This window comes from Chryseobacterium sp. GVT01B, from assembly GCF_019970045.1.
GTDB lineage: Bacteria > Bacteroidota > Bacteroidia > Flavobacteriales > Weeksellaceae > Chryseobacterium.
The window spans coordinates 158,180-176,664 of sequence record NZ_JAHXYI010000006.1; the positions used below are offsets into that span (position 1 = coordinate 158,180).

Below are 18,485 nucleotides of genomic sequence, written 5' to 3' on the forward strand. Positions count from 1 at the left end.
TATGCGTTACCAACCACCAAACCTTGTTTTACTCTAAGATATAAGGAAATTTAGCAGCTCATCTCTCCATTTTTACTAAAGCGAAGAAATTTTCACACTTGAAACTTTCAATTTCTGCAGGCTAAAAGCAGATTTCTGAACAAATATACAAAGCTTTACATAGGTTAAATAATCATCATTAATAAACAGAATTTAGTACAGAAATAATAACTCTAAATTTCACAAATTGAGTTATTATTTTTAACATTTAGTAAATCAATCACATATAAGTGAAAATCATATTTTTACTAAAACACACATATATTAATGAAATATTAAATAATAAAAACATATAATTAATTTATTGAAAATAATTTGCAATTGTAATATTATTATTCATATATTCGTGATGTAATAATCATATAAAATTATAGTTATGAAAAACTTAAAAAAATTAGACAGAAACGAATTAAAAGCTATTTCAGGTAACGGATTACTAGATCCAATCGGCGGACTTCTAGGTGGACTAGGAGGTGTTGTAGGTGGAGTAGTAGGCGGAGTAGGTACTATCGTTGGTGGCGTAGTTACTGGCGTAGGATCTACAGTAGGTGGTGTAGTTGGCGGTGTAAGCACTGTTGTAACTAACGCTTTATGCCAGACACAATGTGTTGTTAATGGTGTAATCCACATCAAATTACTTGAGTGCGGATCAACTTGCTAGTCAGCAAGCATTACATGTAAAAAATTATGAGGCTGTCTTATTAGACAGTCTCTTTTTTATTTTAAAAATTAAATAACTGGCCCATTAATTTTAATCATTTTGTATTGCATGATCCTATCATACTGAGTCTTAAAGAACCTTTCTATTTATAACTTTTAAGATTTCAGCGGTTAAAATAACATCACGAGAGCTTCCTTCATGGAAGACAACTTTCTAACTTTTCTATTTTCAATTGATATCAAAAGCATCAATCCAGATTATATCACATCTGCCTTATATTAGTTTTTAAGCTGGTTTTTATTATTTGTGATTCCATATTTGCTGATAACTATCTGAAATTTTCCAATATGTGCAGTTATACTTTTAAAATTTTAAGTATTTGCTATAGAAAAAACAACAAAATGAAAAAAAAATTACTGTTCCATAAATTTTTTTTTTCTAATTTTCAGCTTCCATTGCTATAAAATTAATCTGTAAAAATGAACATCATCACATGATAAAATTCATGTGCTAACTATCTATAATAGAACACTATTTAGTGTCTAAAATTATTTATTTTATGTGATGAAAAATAATCACATATTATTGAATTACGGCATAAAACCCTTTGTATAAAGGATTTAACATAATAAAAAAATCACTATTTATTAGAGTTAACATTATTTTTTTTCTATACTTTTGAAATCTAATCTTTAACATTTTAACCATGAAAAAAGAAAATCAAAATTCTAAAAAATCACTAGAATCCTTAAAAGGTAAAAAATTAGGTGATTTAAAAACTGTTTATGCAGGATTACAAAATCAACAAAATCAATTAGTGCTGGACGCTGAAATGGGCAACTGTATTACCCTTATTTATAATGGAGGTACAGCTGATGATTCATCTTGGGATCGTAAGTAATTACAAGCTAAAAATGGTCACCTCAATTGTATTGAGGTGACTTTTTTTGTCTTTTTTTGTAATTCCATAGAGAAAGAAGCCTTTAGAATAGGCAAATTTCATTCTCTATCACTTACTTCAAATAATTTTTTCAAATTATTATAGCATGATTTTAATTTTGTCTACCCCCAAAGATGATGATACAAATTGGGTAATGGAACACTTGTCAATTCTTGGCGAAAAGTATATAAGAATTAACGACCTGGATTTATTTACCGGAAAAACCAAAATGTATGTTGAATTACAGCCACACCCTAAATTGATTGTAGAAAATCATTTTTTTGGAAAAGTGGATATGTCAGAAATCAAATGTGTTTGGTTTAGGAAATTCGGATTTTTTAACAGGTATAAAGAAAATATAAAGACTGAAAAAAATATAGAATTATTAAATTATTTAGAATCAGAATATATCTCTACATTAAATATATTTTTTGAATTTTTAAAAGATAAAAAATGGCTTAATCATTATCAGAAACTGGAATCCATGACTAAAATAGGAACTTTAATGGCCGCTCATGAGATAGGCATTAAAATTCCTAAAACGTATATAACGAACAATTCGGATAACTTAAACTATGACCAGCCGTATATTACTAAATCTATAAATGAAGGATCAGTCATCGGTATTGATGATAAAGCTTTCTTTTTTTTCACCACTCAATTAAGCGAGAAAAGAATTAAAAGCTATAAAAACTTCTTTCCGAGTTTATTTCAGGAAATGATCAATAAAGAATATGAACTTAGGATCTTCCACCTGAACGGAAAGAATTACAGTATGGCTATATTTTCTCAAAATGATGCCCAGACAAAAACAGATTACAGACAAGTCAACTATGAGAGTCCTAACAGATATGTATCTTATACTCTCCCGGATTCTGTGGATAAAAAAATATCTGCTCTGATGAAAAAAATAGGATTGAATACGGGTTCTGTAGACATGATAAAAGCTGATGACGGCGAATATTATTTTTTGGAAGTAAATCCTTCCGGGCAGTTCAGAATGACTTCTTTACCATGTAATTACAATCTTCATTATGAAGTCGCTCATTGTCTAAAAACTATGAACACATGAAAAAAAGTTTAATACAAGAATTAAAGCATAATAAGGAATTGTTTCCTGTTGTTTTTTCACATATTTTTCCTTTTCCAGATACTAAAAAGGCAAGAAGGAATAATCTGAGTAGACAAGTCACAACATCCATTCATCAATCGGAAATACACTGTTTAAGAATATACAAAGATGGGATCAATTTATATACAGAGCAATAAAGACAAATATGTCAACTTCTTTTCCTGTTGTATATTGGTAAGAGGTTTTGAAAGAAGTACAATATATGATATCCAAAGAGAAACTATAGAATTCATACCTAATACCTTAATAGATTTTGTTGAAGATATAAAAGGGAGAAAAGTTAGCGATGTTTTGGAAGAATATAAATTCAATAAGATAGCCAAAGAATATCTGATTTTTTTAGAAAAAAAGGAATTTATTTTTTATTCCAGCAACCCATCTTTTCCTGAGTTATCTGATATCAGTATCAATGAGGATACCTCAGAAATTCTTTTTGCAACAGTTGTTTTATCACAGCATATTTATGATAATATGGATACGTTTGCGAAAAATATTCAGCAATTGGGAATCAGAAGACTGCACCTTCATATAGATAATGAAAGCTGTATGGAACAGCTACTGGAGATATTGTCAGCCCTGAAATATTCTAGGGTTATTAATTTATCACTTTCTTTTCCCAACCAAAAAATAAATAACAGAGTGTATGATAATAAACGGATTACTTCTATTACGTTATTTAATTCTCCAAGAAAACGATCTGTAAAAAGTAATGATATTATTAAAAATTATATCACCTGTGATGATTCTAAATTATTTTTAACCCAATTTAATCTGTATGATATTGCCATAAGTATTAATGCGTATAATGTGGCAAAAAATTATAATTTAGCATTGTTCAAGACTATATTTATTGATGGAGACGGAAATATAAAACATAATTTTTCAGATAAAAACAGCTACGGAAATATCTTGGATAATTTTGAAGAAATAAAAACCAGTACTGTAAAAAAATTATCGAAATTATGGAATGTTAAAAGAGATGATATTGAGCCTTGTAATGTCTGTGAATTCAGATATTGCTGCACAACAACCTATATTCCGGAGAAAGCTAACACCGGATATAAAGTAAACTGCAATTATAATCCCTACACCGCAGAATTCAATTAAATGATAAATCCATCTTTATTATGAATTATAAAATTTTAATAAACCTAGTCCTCATTTTTCTATCCTCTAATTTTTTTGCCCAGAATTTCCGGATTGATTATCAACTTTCTTATAAAGAAGACTCTTTAAGCTCGGAAACAACGAATAAAAGCATGCTGCTTTTCGTTCAGGGAGGAAAGTCTAAATTTCTGACTGAAAAACAATATCAGGTAGATTCACTTAGAAGTACAGGATTTAAAGGATCTGCGATAGGAGATAACAGCTTTTTAGTTATTAACGATGAAGAAAACTTAAGTTTTAAATATTATTTCTTTTTCAGAGATACATATAAAATAAAAGAATTGGTAAATCTAAACTGGGAACTTAAACCTGAGACCAAAAAAATAAGTACCTACCTATGTAGAAAAGCAATTTTAAAATATAAAGGAAGAACCTGGGAAGCATGGTATACTCAAGATGTACCCATTCAGGCTGGACCTTATATTTTTAGAAATTTACCCGGATTGATTATCGAGATGGCAGATTCTACCGGCTCTTATAAGTTTAATCTTTATTCTATAAAGAAAAAATCTGATACTTTAGATTTTGAGGATATGTACAAAGGAGCACTTACTGTTCCGCAAAAGCAGTTACAGAAAGTATCTTTAGATTATTATAATGACCCTTTAAGAGAAATGAAATCAAGTAATGTGCAAGCAAAATTTATAGATGAAAAAGGAAAAGAGGTGAAGCCTGATTTCAGAGAAATGACCAAAACAATCCAGTCTCGTCTGAAAAAATACAATAATCCGATAGAGCTGACGGATGCTATAAAATATCCGAACTAATGCAGATTGAAATTAAACAAGTTTATAATATTATAATTTAAATAGTTCAGCCACTCTTTTCAGAGTGGTTTTTTTATGCCTCAAAATGAGCGATTACTAAAATTAAATGATACACAATTCAAGAAATATTCAGCTAAATATTATTCATTTATGACAATATATTTTACTTCATGCTCAACAACAATTCATGACACAAAAAGCATTATAAAATGACATGTTTTGACAGCATTCGACAAGTTGTGACAATCAATTTATAATGTATAATTATTTGTTTAGCAATAGCTTTGCAACATTAAATCACAGAAATATTTTTTTATACCAGATTTAGGATAAATAAAGAAATAAACTGATTAGGATTAAACAGAAAACACAAATGATGAAAAAATATTTAACTATTGCATGCTCTGCAATTGCACCCTTTTTTTGGGGACAAGTTGGAATCGGAACCAGCTCTATAAATCCCAACATTATACTACAAGTAGAAAGTATTCCTTATTCCGGCAGTACATCAAACGGAGGAATTTTATTTCCAAGAATTGCACTTATTGCAGCCAACGTTTTTGCTCCGGTAACCGGAACCCCAGTAACCGGATTGATGGTTTATAATACATCTACAAGCGGAACAGGAATCAATGCAGTTACTCCAGGACTTTATTTTTGGGATAATACGAAATCTCTCTGGTACAGAATGGCCCAGAAAGATGCTGATGATACTGCGCTATTTTCTAACCAGGACATTAATACAGATTTAAATGATGGTGTAAACTATGCCGATCTTTTCGCCAATATAAGATTCAATAATGACATCACTCTTTATGAAAAAGTAAACAATACCACGTTGAAAATTAATGAAGTAGGATATTATAAAGTTATACTAAACCTGGATCTTACCAACAGAGACGGAACTAATGACAATTTTGGAATTAAAGTATTGGTAAATAATGCTACTAATATTGTTACTGACCAGTTTTATATTCCTGGGAGAGGTACCGAAAATGCTTCAGTAGGTAAATCAGTGGTCTATTATATTCCTATTAATACCGTAGGAAGTACATTAAGGTTTCAGGCATATGAAATAGACCCAGGGACTGAGGTTTACTTTAAGAATCCAAATACATCAACTATTTCTATACAAAGACTAAGATAATTATGAAAGCAATCTATATAGGCATTTTTAGTGCATTATTATGTCCAATTTCAGGCTATAGTCAGGTTGGGATAAATACTCCAACAACTAATGACGGTGTAACTCTTCAGTTGGAGTCAACAAACAAAGGAGTATTATTTCCAAGAATTGCATTAGTTTCACGTACATCAACAAGCCCTTTAGCGGCAAGTATTCCTACCGGAACTATGGTTTTTAATACAGCAACTACAGGAGTTTTTCCCAATACCATTACACAAGGGTTGCACTGGTGGAGCGCTGAAGAGCAGCAGTGGACCAGCCTTAATACCAATATTGAAAATGCAATTGTAAAGTACACCAATTCCGAAGTGAGTACCAATTATAATACGACTACATGGCAAAACGCCAAGTTATTTGGAAACAAAATTTTTAATGAAAGTACGACCATATATGCAGTCAATACCTCAAACCAGACCATAACGATAGGAAAATCAGGATTATATTCTATTTCTGCAGTGTTATCTTTTAATAAACTTGATGGTGGAGATGATGGAAGGATTGCGTTAAGTGCCAGAGTATACCTCAATAATGTAGCGGTAGGGACCGAACAAGCTATTAACTCTGATTACACTGCAGGAGTTGATAATGGTTATGGCTTTTTCTCACATTCATTCACAGAATATCTTGAACTTAATGATGGAGATGTCATTAGTATAAGACTTAAAAAAACTACCGGAACCTATTCAGGAAGTGACGGTTCTGCTGCAGTTCCGTTCAACCTTAATGGTCAATCCAGCATAGCAATTTCGCGCATACGCTAAAAATAATCTCACAATCAAAAAACACAATGAAAAAAATATTTAACATAATTCTATTGCTTTCCGGCAGTAGCCTTTCATTCGGGCAGGTGGGTATAGGTACTGCCAATCCTGTTTCTTCATCAATTTTAGATGTAACATCTTCTAATAAAGGAGTTTTAATTCCAAGGGTTGCCTTGCTGGCAACTAATAATACCTCTCCATTATCGGCAAATATTCCTGATGGAACAATGGTTTTTAATACAGGAAAGTCGGGGACAGGTACAACTGCTGTTATTCCTGGGGTTTATATCTGGATCAATAATAGATGGATTATTCCGGCTGCAGTAGGTACAACAATCAATACAAAGGCTGCAAAATTCAATAATCTTTCATCAAGTACTACGAATTTTAATCCAAATCTTGTAAGTACTCCTGTAAACATTGATATTTTCAGCTCTACAGCATTTAATGATGACCCTGTAGTTATTGAGAAGCTGAATAATTATCAGGTTCGTCTGAATGCTTCAGGGTTATATTTGGTGAGTGCCAATCTTGCATTAAGACAAAATCCTGCAGCTGAAGATTCTGAAGTTCAAGACTATATCCATTTCAATTTGGACGGAGTTCTTGCTTCTTCAAATATCTCTACTGTGGTTCCTCAGAATAACCCCTCAGATATTAATACCAGCGGAAGATTTGCATTTGGATCAATATCTTATATCTATGCCACAGCCGGACAAGTTTTAACATTACAATCTACCAGAGCTGCTAATGGTACTAACGGAACTGTAAACTTTGATGGAGTGAGCCTTTCCAGCGTGACGATTATTAAGCTTCAGTAAGCTATGATTCTTTAATTTCATTCCATGCAATTTTAATATATTTTTTAGTGGAGGATATCTTTGAATATTCTCCATTTTAATTTATAAGCTGTTATCAAGCCTAAAATAGATAATAAAAGCTACAAAACTTTTAATTAAAGAGACTCATTTAACGGATGAAGGAATAGCAAAGGTTTTCAGATTTGAAAAACCTAAAATATATACAATTTAACATAATATAAATTATAGGATTTTTATTATTTGTTTGAAAGAGAGTATTAAACGCTTCAGAATCTCATATTCTTATGATTTCTCTTTCAAATATTCTTTAACCGTTTCTAGGAACTCTTCCTTGGTTATAAACCGATCCAGAAAATCTTCCAGGCTTCCTTCGTTTTCAATCTCCTGAAAATAAACTTCATGATCTGTACTGTACACTATAGGATTTTCCTGGTCCGGATCAGTTGTACAGACAAAAAAATGATCAGGATAACCGTAAAAATAAAATAGGCAAATAAATTCCATTTCAGAGCCTTCTACAATTTCTTTTATTTCATGTTCGTCTATAAGACCGTCCAATTCTTCGTAATCCTCTGTATCTTTCTTAAACGGCGTGAAAAACCAATCTCTGGGAAAATATTGTCCATACGGCAATTCATGGTCAGAAAAATAATGTTCTAATAAATTCTTGTAAAAGTCTTTCTGATCATTCTGAAATACGGTTTTATATTTTTCATAATATTCATCTATTCCGTAAACATCCCAATCCCTGTCATAAAGATGATGTCCAAATCTAATACTCTGCCAGTTCTCGGCAAAATTTTTGTCAATACTTACGGCATCTGTATTTCCTCCTAACTCTTTTATTTTATTTACAATACTCTCAGTCATATTGCTGTAATTTATTTTTGGCTATATATTATGTTAAATTGAAGTCGTAAAAAATTCACTCTAAGATCTTAAAATTACAAAATCTTGCCACATGACAGCTTTTATCATTATGAAACTCAATACCTTTATCCTAACCAAAAAATAATATGAAACCTAAAATGATCTGGGCCAACCTGGCCGTAGCCGACCTTGAACGCACACATAAATTTTACACAAAGCTGGGATTCAAACCCAATAACCCGCACTCTTCTAATGAATTGGTAAGTTTTTTTGCAGGTGAAAATGAGTTTATTATACATTTTTTCTTAAAAAATATCATAGAAAGAAACCTAAAAACAATGAAATTTGGAGATCCTCAAACTTCTAATGAGATCATCTTTACCCTTTCCGCAGCAAGTAAAGAACAGGTAGATGAATGGGCACTAGAGGTTAAAAATGCCGGTGGAACTATTGTTTCAGAACCTGAGAGTTTTGGAGAAAACTATTATGGATTTATATTTGCAGACCCTGATGGGCACAAGTTTAATGTATTTTTTATGTAGACTTTACCTTATTTTCTCTATATTTGACATTCAACAGATACATATGAACCGCTCGAACTGTCTGCCTCCTCCGGCACCTTAATATTTTCAAATTAATTTGAAGTGTACTTGTGTTGTTAACTAATTAACAACAAGATTGTTTATGCTTCTAATTCCTACAAAAAATATTAATTCAAATCTTTTACAGTTCATTCTCAATGAAAAAATCATATTTATTATTGCATCTGGCCGTAGTACTTGCCGGATTTACAGGAGTATTCGGAAAATTAATATCGCTTAACGAAGGGCTTTTAACCTGGTACAGAGTTCTGTTTTCCTGTATTATTTTATTTTTTATCCTGAAAATATTTAAAATTCCAAATATCACTTCAGGAAAAGAAAAACTGAAAATAGCTCAGGCAGGACTTCTTATTACTTTACATTGGGTACTTTTCTATGCAAGTATCAAATATTCCAATATATCAATTGGAGTTGTATGCTATTGTCTCACCAGCTTTTTTACAGCTTTACTGAAGCCAGTCATTGACAAAGAAAAATTCCGGTTATCAGAATTGGGACTCAGCGCTTTGACACTTCTCGGAATCAGTCTCATTTTCCATTTCGATGCATCTTATCAACTAGGAATTATTCTAGGGGTATTCTCTTCTGCAGTTGCTGCGCTTTATACTATTTATAATGAACGTCTGGTTCAGCGTTTTGACAGTATTGTTATCAACTATTATCAGATGCTTGCCGGTACTGTATGTCTTGGAGCAATTTTGCCCATATACCTCCTCTATTTCAAAGCAGATAGCATAGTTCCTGACTTAAAAGACACGGCTTATTTGGGGTTATTAGCACTTTTTTGTACTGTAGGACTTTATGTGATATTTGCAGAAGTTTTAAAGAAAATTCCAGCCTTTACGGTGAACTTAACTTTCAATCTGGAGCCGGTATATGCTATTATTATTGCCTTTTTATTTTTTGATGAAAGCAAAGAAGTTAATCTTTCGTTTTATATCGGATTGGCATTTATTATTGCGTCTGTAGTTTTGCAGACATTAATTTCACTGAAGAAAACAAAATAATAAATGTATAGTTTAAATCATTTTATTTAAACAAAACCGGACACTCAAATTAACTTTAAGTGTCCGGTTTTATATGTAATAAGCTGTAAAATATTATTTATTCACCCCCAAATTGTTATATAACTGCACCTGCCATATTCCCACGACCTCCTTAAGCATGACAAAAGTAAATGCTGCGTTATAGCTGTTGGGAAAAGCCGTTATTTCAGTATCAATAAAATCTGATGCCTGCGGAATAGGTTTTAAGCCAAATATCTGAAACAGAGAAACAGATCTTTTCATATGAAAACCCGAAGTAACCAGATACACGCTTCCAGAAGCCAGCTTCTTTATAATCGGACTTGAGAATTTTGCATTTTGATACGTATTCATGCTTTTATCTTCCTTAATAATATCAGAATCTGATACTCCCATTTTTTTAAAGTTTTCACTGAATAATTCTGCTTCACTTGTGTGGCCACTTCCCTTTCCGGAAATTACTATTTTACAAGGTGTATTATTTTTCTTAAATTCATGATACAACTGATAAGCTGTAACGATTCTGGAATAAGACATCGTATGCAGTTTTTCGGTATTGTTAATGTCTACAACTCCACCACCCAGGACAACAATAACCGGATTCTGAGCAGTTATATTCTTCACCTCCGAATTATGGGTATAGCTATTCTGTAAATATCCTGAGATAAGTTTTCCCAGAAAACCATTTCCAATAAAGATGATGATTAAAACTACCAATATACCAATTCCTATTCTCAGATTTTTGCGTTTATTTTTTCTTTTCAGCAGAGCGATTATAACTATCGCGAGAAATAATAAGAAATAAGGTTCTGTAAAAAGCTGTAAAACACGAAATAAAAGGTCTAGTAAAAATTTCATCTGATAATATTGATTAATGTATAGAAAACACAGGACTGCAAAGGTAGTTATTTTCAAGAGGACTACTTTTCTCAGTGGTCAAACAGCCATATCCTATTAAGAAAATACTATAAATGATGTTCTTTTTTCTACTAATCATAACAGAATTTTTGCGTTTTCATACAGCCATGCAATGCATTGGAAGTAACAAATAATTAAAATTATTGAGATATTTCGTTTAATTTATCTTTCTGTTTATACAATTATTTTATACATTTGCAGTCATTGAACAACACACTTTTTAGTGTGCTAATAAAAATGACAAATACCTACCCAAGTGAAAAAGCAGAAAAGCATCACCGTTTTTATGACCGTAATCCATATATTTTTGGACCGACATTTTTGTAAAGAAAAAAACAAAAACTCTTCCTTAAGTATAAAGAAACTATTTTAACTTTAGACAGAAAAAAAACCTTTAAGACTAAGAATCAGATTCAAAGTGGATCTGTACAGTATTCTATAAAAATATCGTTGGGAAGGAAATAAATACAAATTTTTCCTTTGACAGATGATAACTTTCTCTTACAATACCATTCTCATAACAACATATATTTCGGCCGCCTTTGGCGGCCGAAACTATTTCTACTCCACAATCTCATAAAATTATGAGACCAATTTTATCTACCTAAAATAAAGCACCTCATCACTTAAAACCTATGCCAAATTACCGGATTATAGTATTAAAAAATCTTGAACAGATTTAACATAAAAATTAATATTGTCTCAATGCAATATAGATTTAAAAAAAATACATTTGTCTTGTAACTTTAACATAATCAATGAAATGTCAACAGTTCTCAAAACATTTGTAGCGTATCTCAAAAGGCCTGCTCTTTATCCTGAACTGGGCAGAAAAATCATTAAAAATACGGTAAGTAGAAGAAGTCCATTCAAAGGAAAAGCAAAAACAAATTCCTGGGCTGCATCCATAGCAGTTTCTCAAAAAACAGCAGTTTCCAGGCTTTTCTCAATGGATACTGATCATTTCAGAAATACCTATGCTGATATTCTGGAAATAGCAATTACAAAAGAAGCACAATGCCCTATTACAATGGGCGGTCCTGGCGCACTGGAGCTAATTTATTATGCCTGTGAATATACAAAAGCTCAAAATGTACTTGAAACCGGAGTAGCTTACGGGTGGTCTTCTTTAGCCATATTGCTTTCACTTCAAAAGAGAAACGGAACACTGTACAGCTCAGATATGCCTTATCTTGCTCAGGACGGTGATGAGTATGTAGGATATGTTGTTCCTGAAGACCTTAAAAAATATTGGCAGCTATTCCGTTTTGCAGATAGAGAATCTTTACCGAAAATTTTCAAACAGGTGTCTTCTTTTGATGTTTTCCACTATGATTCTGATAAAAGTTACCATGGAAGAATGTGGGCTTATCATCAAATTTATAAAAGATTGAAATCCGGTGCAGTTTTTATCAGTGATGATATTGGCGACAATTCTGCCTATCAGGATTTCTGTGCTAAAAAAAATATTAACACTACTGTTGTAGAATATAGCGGAAAATACATCGGCGTTTTTATAAAACAATAATTGCCCACTCATCACGCAAATATCACAGATTAATAATACACTTCAAAAATCCGCTTAATCACCAAATATGCGGAAAACGATTCACACCGCTTCATCAGGCAAATTCACTTGCCCACTCTTTGCTCCTTAAAATGAAGCACCTCATCAGATAAAACTTTGCGTTAAATAAAAATCAAAATCAAGGATGAGTCTAATATTAAACCATTAAGAATATATTATGTTGTTAAGAATATTAAGAAAATATCTAAAGACATTTATTAAGCACACTGCTTTATTCAAATTTATTTGAACCTTAATGTTCCTTAAAAACAAAAGCATTATTAAAAGAAAAATGGAGAGTATTAAGTTCTCCATTTTTCTTTTAATAATCATGTTTATAATTAATTGGTATAAAATTTCTTCAAAAAAACTTGCGTAGCTAAATAACTACACATATATTTGTAGTCAAATAACTATACGATGAATTTAAGAAGAGATGTTTTTCAGGCAATAGCAGATCCTACGAGAAGATCTATATTGATGTTGGTGGCGGCACAGTCGATGACAGCGGGAGCCATTGCTTCTAATTTTGATACGGCGAGACCTACCGTTTCAAAGCATCTCCAGATCCTTACAGAATGCGAACTGCTAAGATCTGAACAAAACGGCCGCGAAATAATCTATCACCTAAATCCCAATAAAATGAAAGAAATAGCCGATTTTATAGAACCCTTCCGCAAAATGTGGGACGAGAAATTCAATAAGCTGGAAAGTGTAATGAAAGCGTACCAAAGCAATAGTGATAAGAGAAAATAGATAATAGACTAAGAGATGAGAGACGATGGACGTCAAAGTTTAAATTATAAATATTAATAGTCAATTTTGCTTTACAAATGAATCGTCAATTACCTTTGAAAGGATAACAACGTTGAACATTAAACTTTAAACCTTGAACGTTTGTATTCTCAAACTCTAGAACTCTCCCACTCTAATACTCAGAAAACCCTCAACACCAAAAACTTAAAATATGGAACTTAAAACAAAAATCCACGCAGAAGACGGAAAACAGGAAATTTTCATCACCAGAGAATTTAATCTTCCGGTAGAACTCCTTTTCAAAGCGTATACAGAAGCTGAACTCTTTGAACAATGGATGGGCACCAAAGTGACAAAATTTGAAAACAAACAACACGGAAGCTATCGTTTTGAAACCTCCAATCCACAAGGTGACGTAGTTTTCAGTGCCAATGGAACCATTCACGAAGTAACAGATAATGAGAAAATTATAAGAACTTTTCAGATGGAAAACACTCCTTTTCCTGTTCAGATAGAGTTTTTAGAATTTGAAAAAATAACGGATACCACCAGCAAAATCACAATCCAGACGATCTATAAATCCGTAGATTTCAGAGACCAGATGCTGAAATTGCCGTTCGCCCAGGGAATTAATATGGCGCATAATCGTTTGCAGGAAATGTTTAAGAGAGAAAATAGATAATAGACGAAGAGATGAGAGACAATGAACGACAAAGCTCAAATTGTGAATATTAATAGTAAATTTTGCTTTGCAAGTGACTCGTCAAAAAGAGAAAAGAGATAATAGACGAAGAGATGAGAGACAATGAACCACAAAGCTCAAAATTTCCCTTGAAAGGATAACAACCCTGAACATTAAACTTTAAACCTTGAACGTTTATATTCTCAAACTCTAGAACTCTCCCACTCAAATACTCTCAAACCCTCAAACCCAAAACACATGAATCCAAAAGTCAATTTCTTCTTTGATAAAAGCCAGCAATGGCACAAAGAATTTGAAAAATTAAGAACAATTGCCCTAAGCACAGAGCTTGTAGAAGATTTAAAATGGGGATGCCCATGTTATACCTATGAAGGAAAAAATATTTTCCTGATCCACGGTTTTAAAGAATACTGTGCAATCCTCTTCTTTAAAGGAGCTTTGATGAAAGACCCGGACCAGATTCTGATCCAGCAGTCTAAAAATGTACAGGCTGCAAGACAGGTGCGCTTTACAGACGTAGAGCAAATCAATGATTTGGAAGATGTTCTTCGCAGCTATATGTTTGAAGCCGTTGAGATTGAAGAATCAGGTGCTAAAGTTGAGATGAAGAAAACTAAAGAGTTTGAAATGGCTGAAGAGTTTCAGAACAAACTGGATCAGGATCCGGCATTGCAGGAAGCTTTTAAGGCATTGACTCCCGGAAGACAAAGAGCATACCTACTCCACTTTTCCTCTGCCAAACAGTCCAAAACCCGGGAAGCCCGCATTGAAAAATGCATTCCACAAATCATGGACGGAATAGGATTAAACGATTTACTATAAAAAAAATAAATCATGAACACACCACAACAATCACAAAAAAGAACAAAGATCATCTATTGGGTATTTACGCTTTGGATGGCTCTGGGAATGGTTTCCACAGCAATTGTGCAGCTGATGAAAAGTAAAGATGAACTACTAAATTTCACTAATTTGGGTTATCCTTCCTACTTGATGACCATTATCGGAATATGGAAAATATTGGGCGTTATTGCCATACTGATTCCCAAACGTCTGTTGCTAAAAGAATGGGCTTATGCAGGATTTTTCTTCGTGATGTCAGGCGCTGTAATTTCCCATCTTATTGTAGGTGATACAGCAGGAAGAACTTTTCCCGCCGTATTATTATTAGTATTGGTTATTATTTCATGGTACTTCAGACCTGCAGACAGAAAAATCACTATTATTGGTTAATAATTTTTAAGAAAAAAATCAAAAATTTTATCGCAGATAAAATCCTTGCGCCTTAAAAAAACTTTTATTTGTAAAACTTGCGCCTTTGCGATTATCCAACATTACAAACCAATTCAAGTAAAATAAAATCTGATATGAAAAAGAAACTGACACCAGAACAAATCAACGAGCTTTTACAAACATTAAAAGCCCGTTTTGAAAAAAATATGAATCGTCATAAGGACCTGAAATGGGAGAAAATCCAGCAAAAACTCGAAGCCAATCCCGAAAAAATCTGGTCTTTACACGAAATGGAAACTACAGAAGGTGAACCCGACATCGTAAATTACAATAAAAAAACAGACGAGTACTCTTTCGTAGACTGTTCTCCGGAAAGCCCGAAACGCAGAAGTCTTTGTTATGATTATCCAGCCTGGGATGCCCGAAAAGCCAACAAACCGGAAAGCAACGTCATCGACAAAGCTAAAGAAATGGGTATTGAACTTTTAACAGAGAAACAATACAGAAACCTTCAGGAACTTGGAAAGTTTGATCAAAAGACCTCAAGCTGGATAAAAACGCCATCACAGGTAAGAGAACTCGGAGGTGCCCTTTTCTGTGACAGACGATATAATACTGTATTTACTTACCACAATGGTGCAGATTCTTATTATGCAGCAAGAGGATTTAGAGGAATATTAAAAATATAAGGAGAATTATCTTTATCAGAATACATTAGGAATCTCTCAACCAGGGAGATTCCACACTCCAGAAAATAATTTTCACACCAAGATAATGTTCAGCATATTCTACAAATTCTTCTTTGGTAAAAGGCTTTTTAGTTTTTGGATTTGTATAAGTGAGAGTCGGCTCCTGAACTGCCATGGCGACTAAAGGCAGCTTTCCTTTGTATTGATTAAAGAAAGGATAAGAGTTTTTCATCTGGCCTTTTTTATTCGGAACAATATCTGGCCCTCCAAGTCCTATATTATTTTTATAAGCAAAATCAAACAGTCTGGACATGTATTGATGGTCATTGTCCCATTCACAGGGAAAGAAATTAACATACTGCAATACATTGGATTGATGGAAAGCATTTCTCGCAAACTTCAGATTTTCCAGTTCAGCCTGAAAATAACGGTCACAGCTAAAACCGGTTTTATCTGCTTTCATTTCTATATCTATTGATGTTTCGGGAAGATTAATTCCTTGAATTTTACCATCAAACTTTTGTGCCAATGCTCCTATAAGCTTCTGAAATCTCTCCCGGACAGCAGGATTCCATTGCTGGGTAACCCATCCGCTTCCAACAGGTTTATTTTCCCCCGGATTATCATATTGAGAAACCAATCCTCCTGTATACTCTTTATCATTCAACACATAATCAGGAATATATCTGGACTGTGGCTCAAAAAACCTATCCTGAAGCTGAATAAATAGTTTTCTATTGATCGAAGTTAAATATTCCAGGTCTTTTTCAATCATAGAAAAATCATACACGTCCTTTGAGGTTTCCAAAGCTCTCCAGTTATAAACAATCTGTACTCCTCCGATATCCTGACGGGTAATTATTTTTTCTATTTTCCTAAGATCCCCTGATGAAGTGTAAATATAATTCTGAGGCGTCTGCCCTGATATAAAATGCAGACCAAGCATAAGCAATCCCAATCCCAGCGCTTTGGTAATCTTTTTCATTAAAATCAATTTTGCATAGTCAATCATTTTCCGTGCCTAAAAACATCAGACATTTTTAAGAGCATTAAAAAAAGTATTTTATCATGATCAATATTATTAAAATACAAGTAGTATTGTTATTTTTGGAATTCAAAATTTAATTGTATTAATTTTGGGTATGAAAAAAATATTTATTTTTATATCTGTACTCCTATCTACAGTATTCTACACACAAAAATGCATGGACTTACATCAAAGTATAAATTCTAATGGTCATTTCAATATATCTTTTACAGAAAAACTCTTTGATAATTTCTCTGAAACCATTCCCGAAGTAATCAATATAGAAGAAAATAGTCAGGATAATCTTAAGTTATTTCAAAATAAATTCCCAGACATATATGATGGCAAATGTTTAAAAATAAATATAAAAGGAGAATCAAAAGATTTTTTTTTCTGCGACAAAGATCAAAGAGACCAAATTCCCAAAGACCTTCATAGCACTTTAGGAAAATTTAAACTTGTTTCAATAATAGACAACTTTTATTTTTTCAAGTATTCTGGATTTGAAATCAGTGGTTACCAAATGTATAATGCAAAAGATCGTTTATTCTATTTTTTTGGAAGTAAGCCTATAATTTCGCAAGATAAAAAAATCATTTATTCTTATAATAATGATTACTATGCTTTTGAATTAAATATCTTAAATTTAGATAACTATAATGAATTAACCTATCGTCTAATTGGGGATTTTGATATCAAAGATCTTAAACTCACACAATTAAAAAACACTGACCGTTATTCTATAATAATGAGTCTGATACAAAAATTTATAAGCAGAGATCAGGAGAATAACATTACAGGAACACAGTACTGTGATAGAAAAATAAAAATTAATTAAACATACCAAACAATATTTTTAATTAATATTTTTCCTTAAAATTTATTTTCTGAAATATTAATTTTCATCATAAAATCATTATCTCTTCATATCCTATTTTTAATATACAAATACTATTATTATTTTAGCAGAATAGAAATTTGATTTTTAACAATTAAGGATATGAAAAAATTAATCTTATTGGGTGCTGTATCAGCTTTTTTAATCAACTGTAATAAGAAAACTGAAGCTCCGGCTCCCAAGGCAGTGGCAGATACTATCGCTGTTGAAGAACCTGTAATAGATACTCTTGGACCAAAATCGTTCTGCTATATCGGGGTAACAGGAAAAGACAGTGTTTTTGCTTCCATTGATGACAATTTAGGAACTATCACCGGAAAGTTATCTTATAAAAACAGTGAGAAAGACAGTTCAACAGGAGATGTAACCGGTTTCAAATCCGGAGATACCCTGAAACTGACTTACGAATTTGCCTCAGAAGGTAAAAAAAGCAAAAGAGATATTTACTTCATCCAGAAAGATAATGCTTTGACAGAAGGAATTGGAGATCATAAAGAGGAAGACGGACAGTCTAAATATGCAGATGAGAAAAAAATCACCTATAAAGACGGACAGAAGCTAAACACCGCAGACTGTAAAGTAGTGAGCGAAGCTTTAAAGAAATAATACATTATTATAAAACAAAAAGAGGCTGTCTCAAAACTCCAATAGCGGCCTTTTGTCATTCTGACGAAGGAAGGATCTCTATAATAAACAACTATGTGAGATTCTTCACTACATTGT

21 protein-coding genes are annotated in these 18,485 nt (G+C 32.4%); 18 read left to right on the forward strand and 3 right to left on the reverse strand.

From position 1 onward, the window contains the following. The first annotated feature begins 415 nt into the window (after positions 1–415). The 8 genes from LC457_RS15530 (at position 416) to LC457_RS15565 (ending at position 7,474) form a co-directional block, all read left to right on the forward strand. The gene (locus LC457_RS15530) at positions 416–700 is read left to right on the forward strand and encodes a hypothetical protein (protein ID WP_002979306.1); all 285 of its coding nucleotides are present in this window, start codon (positions 416–418) and stop codon (positions 698–700) included. A 706-nt stretch (positions 701–1,406) separates the two neighbouring features. After that, complete coding sequence (locus LC457_RS15535) at positions 1,407–1,601, forward strand: hypothetical protein (protein ID WP_223600701.1); 195 nt, start codon at positions 1,407–1,409, stop codon at positions 1,599–1,601. 145 nt (positions 1,602–1,746) lie between these two features. After that, a complete protein-coding gene (gwsG, locus tag LC457_RS15540) occupies positions 1,747–2,712 on the forward strand; it encodes a grasp-with-spasm system ATP-grasp peptide maturase (protein WP_223600702.1) in 966 nt (321 codons plus the stop codon). 168 nt (positions 2,713–2,880) lie between these two features. Next, positions 2,881–3,879, forward strand: coding sequence for a hypothetical protein (locus LC457_RS15545; RefSeq protein WP_223600703.1), 999 nt, complete (start codon positions 2,881–2,883; stop codon positions 3,877–3,879). A gap of 20 nt (positions 3,880–3,899) precedes the next feature. Continuing rightward, positions 3,900–4,706, forward strand: a complete 807-nt coding sequence (locus LC457_RS15550; protein WP_223600704.1) for a GLPGLI family protein — start codon at positions 3,900–3,902, stop codon at positions 4,704–4,706. A 376-nt stretch (positions 4,707–5,082) separates the two neighbouring features. Beyond that, on the forward strand, positions 5,083–5,853 hold the full coding sequence (locus tag LC457_RS15555) for a hypothetical protein (protein ID WP_223600705.1): 771 nt from the start codon (positions 5,083–5,085) through the stop codon (positions 5,851–5,853). Positions 5,854–5,855: 2 nt separating this feature from the next. Beyond that, complete coding sequence (locus tag LC457_RS15560) at positions 5,856–6,653, forward strand: hypothetical protein (protein ID WP_223600706.1); 798 nt, start codon at positions 5,856–5,858, stop codon at positions 6,651–6,653. Positions 6,654–6,679: 26 nt separating this feature from the next. Then, on the forward strand, positions 6,680–7,474 hold the full coding sequence (locus LC457_RS15565) for a hypothetical protein (RefSeq protein WP_223600707.1): 795 nt from the start codon (positions 6,680–6,682) through the stop codon (positions 7,472–7,474). Positions 7,475–7,756: 282 nt separating this feature from the next. Here the strand turns inward: LC457_RS15565 and LC457_RS15570 are convergent, their stop codons facing one another. After that, complete coding sequence (locus tag LC457_RS15570; RefSeq protein ID WP_223600708.1) at positions 7,757–8,344, reverse strand: hypothetical protein; 588 nt, start codon at positions 8,342–8,344, stop codon at positions 7,757–7,759. Positions 8,345–8,490: 146 nt separating this feature from the next. On the opposite strand from LC457_RS15570, the gene LC457_RS15575 reads away from it, so the two are divergent. Together LC457_RS15575 and LC457_RS15580 are read left to right on the forward strand one after the other, a co-directional pair. Beyond that, positions 8,491–8,886, forward strand: a complete 396-nt coding sequence (locus LC457_RS15575; RefSeq protein ID WP_223600709.1) for a VOC family protein — start codon at positions 8,491–8,493, stop codon at positions 8,884–8,886. 197 nt (positions 8,887–9,083) lie between these two features. Continuing rightward, positions 9,084–9,953, forward strand: a complete 870-nt coding sequence (locus LC457_RS15580; RefSeq protein ID WP_223600710.1) for a DMT family transporter — start codon at positions 9,084–9,086, stop codon at positions 9,951–9,953. Positions 9,954–10,046: 93 nt separating this feature from the next. On the opposite strand, the gene LC457_RS15585 is transcribed toward LC457_RS15580, so the two are convergent. Then, complete coding sequence (locus tag LC457_RS15585; RefSeq protein ID WP_223600711.1) at positions 10,047–10,829, reverse strand: YdcF family protein; 783 nt, start codon at positions 10,827–10,829, stop codon at positions 10,047–10,049. Between the two features lie 823 nt (positions 10,830–11,652). Between LC457_RS15585 and LC457_RS15590 the strand changes: the two genes are divergently transcribed. From LC457_RS15590 to LC457_RS15615, 6 genes are all read left to right on the forward strand, one after another. Next, positions 11,653–12,417, forward strand: coding sequence for an O-methyltransferase (locus LC457_RS15590; RefSeq protein ID WP_223600712.1), 765 nt, complete (start codon positions 11,653–11,655; stop codon positions 12,415–12,417). Positions 12,418–12,876: 459 nt separating this feature from the next. Continuing rightward, positions 12,877–13,212, forward strand: coding sequence for a helix-turn-helix transcriptional regulator (locus tag LC457_RS15595; RefSeq protein ID WP_223600713.1), 336 nt, complete (start codon positions 12,877–12,879; stop codon positions 13,210–13,212). 211 nt (positions 13,213–13,423) lie between these two features. Then, positions 13,424–13,894 (forward strand): SRPBCC domain-containing protein, encoded by a 471-nt coding sequence (locus tag LC457_RS15600; protein ID WP_223600714.1) that lies wholly within the window; start codon positions 13,424–13,426, stop codon positions 13,892–13,894. Positions 13,895–14,152: 258 nt separating this feature from the next. Next, positions 14,153–14,737, forward strand: a complete 585-nt coding sequence (locus LC457_RS15605) for a YdeI family protein (RefSeq protein ID WP_223600715.1) — start codon at positions 14,153–14,155, stop codon at positions 14,735–14,737. Positions 14,738–14,749: 12 nt separating this feature from the next. Beyond that, positions 14,750–15,148, forward strand: coding sequence for a DoxX family protein (locus LC457_RS15610; protein WP_223600716.1), 399 nt, complete (start codon positions 14,750–14,752; stop codon positions 15,146–15,148). 134 nt (positions 15,149–15,282) lie between these two features. After that, positions 15,283–15,837 carry a DUF4256 domain-containing protein gene (locus LC457_RS15615; protein WP_223600717.1) on the forward strand — a complete coding sequence of 185 codons (555 nt, stop codon included), beginning with the start codon at positions 15,283–15,285 and terminating at the stop codon, positions 15,835–15,837. 25 nt (positions 15,838–15,862) lie between these two features. On the opposite strand, the gene LC457_RS15620 is transcribed toward LC457_RS15615, so the two are convergent. Continuing rightward, on the reverse strand, positions 15,863–16,822 hold the full coding sequence (locus LC457_RS15620; RefSeq protein ID WP_223600718.1) for a hypothetical protein: 960 nt from the start codon (positions 16,820–16,822) through the stop codon (positions 15,863–15,865). Between the two features lie 220 nt (positions 16,823–17,042). On the opposite strand from LC457_RS15620, the gene LC457_RS15625 reads away from it, so the two are divergent. Then, positions 17,043–17,702, forward strand: coding sequence for a hypothetical protein (locus LC457_RS15625; protein WP_223600719.1), 660 nt, complete (start codon positions 17,043–17,045; stop codon positions 17,700–17,702). Between the two features lie 162 nt (positions 17,703–17,864). After that, the gene (locus tag LC457_RS15630; protein ID WP_223600720.1) at positions 17,865–18,368 is read left to right on the forward strand and encodes a hypothetical protein; all 504 of its coding nucleotides are present in this window, start codon (positions 17,865–17,867) and stop codon (positions 18,366–18,368) included. Positions 18,369–18,485 lie beyond the last annotated feature (117 nt).

What these genes read in the sequence shown, in the direction of transcription:
- LC457_RS15545 (WP_223600703.1), top strand. Translation starts at nt 2,881, where the DNA reads ATGGGATCAATTTATATACAGAGCAATAAAGACAAATATGTCAACTTC.
- LC457_RS15565 (WP_223600707.1), top strand. Translation starts at nt 6,680, where the DNA reads ATGAAAAAAATATTTAACATAATTCTATTGCTTTCCGGCAGTAGCCTT.
- LC457_RS15615 (WP_223600717.1), top strand. Translation starts at nt 15,283, where the DNA reads ATGAAAAAGAAACTGACACCAGAACAAATCAACGAGCTTTTACAAACA.
- LC457_RS15600 (WP_223600714.1), top strand. Translation starts at nt 13,424, where the DNA reads ATGGAACTTAAAACAAAAATCCACGCAGAAGACGGAAAACAGGAAATT.
- LC457_RS15590 (WP_223600712.1), top strand. Translation starts at nt 11,653, where the DNA reads ATGTCAACAGTTCTCAAAACATTTGTAGCGTATCTCAAAAGGCCTGCT.
- LC457_RS15555 (WP_223600705.1), top strand. Translation starts at nt 5,083, where the DNA reads ATGAAAAAATATTTAACTATTGCATGCTCTGCAATTGCACCCTTTTTT.
- LC457_RS15625 (WP_223600719.1), top strand. Translation starts at nt 17,043, where the DNA reads ATGGACTTACATCAAAGTATAAATTCTAATGGTCATTTCAATATATCT.
- LC457_RS15570 (WP_223600708.1), bottom strand. Translation starts at nt 8,344, where the DNA reads ATGACTGAGAGTATTGTAAATAAAATAAAAGAGTTAGGAGGAAATACA.
- LC457_RS15605 (WP_223600715.1), top strand. Translation starts at nt 14,153, where the DNA reads ATGAATCCAAAAGTCAATTTCTTCTTTGATAAAAGCCAGCAATGGCAC.
- LC457_RS15595 (WP_223600713.1), top strand. Translation starts at nt 12,877, where the DNA reads ATGAATTTAAGAAGAGATGTTTTTCAGGCAATAGCAGATCCTACGAGA.
- LC457_RS15580 (WP_223600710.1), top strand. Translation starts at nt 9,084, where the DNA reads ATGAAAAAATCATATTTATTATTGCATCTGGCCGTAGTACTTGCCGGA.
- LC457_RS15575 (WP_223600709.1), top strand. Translation starts at nt 8,491, where the DNA reads ATGAAACCTAAAATGATCTGGGCCAACCTGGCCGTAGCCGACCTTGAA.
- LC457_RS15630 (WP_223600720.1), top strand. Translation starts at nt 17,865, where the DNA reads ATGAAAAAATTAATCTTATTGGGTGCTGTATCAGCTTTTTTAATCAAC.
- gwsG (WP_223600702.1), top strand. Translation starts at nt 1,747, where the DNA reads ATGATTTTAATTTTGTCTACCCCCAAAGATGATGATACAAATTGGGTA.
- LC457_RS15535 (WP_223600701.1), top strand. Translation starts at nt 1,407, where the DNA reads ATGAAAAAAGAAAATCAAAATTCTAAAAAATCACTAGAATCCTTAAAA.
- LC457_RS15585 (WP_223600711.1), bottom strand. Translation starts at nt 10,829, where the DNA reads ATGAAATTTTTACTAGACCTTTTATTTCGTGTTTTACAGCTTTTTACA.
- LC457_RS15550 (WP_223600704.1), top strand. Translation starts at nt 3,900, where the DNA reads ATGAATTATAAAATTTTAATAAACCTAGTCCTCATTTTTCTATCCTCT.
- LC457_RS15610 (WP_223600716.1), top strand. Translation starts at nt 14,750, where the DNA reads ATGAACACACCACAACAATCACAAAAAAGAACAAAGATCATCTATTGG.
- LC457_RS15530 (WP_002979306.1), top strand. Translation starts at nt 416, where the DNA reads ATGAAAAACTTAAAAAAATTAGACAGAAACGAATTAAAAGCTATTTCA.
- LC457_RS15560 (WP_223600706.1), top strand. Translation starts at nt 5,856, where the DNA reads ATGAAAGCAATCTATATAGGCATTTTTAGTGCATTATTATGTCCAATT.
- LC457_RS15620 (WP_223600718.1), bottom strand. Translation starts at nt 16,822, where the DNA reads ATGAAAAAGATTACCAAAGCGCTGGGATTGGGATTGCTTATGCTTGGT.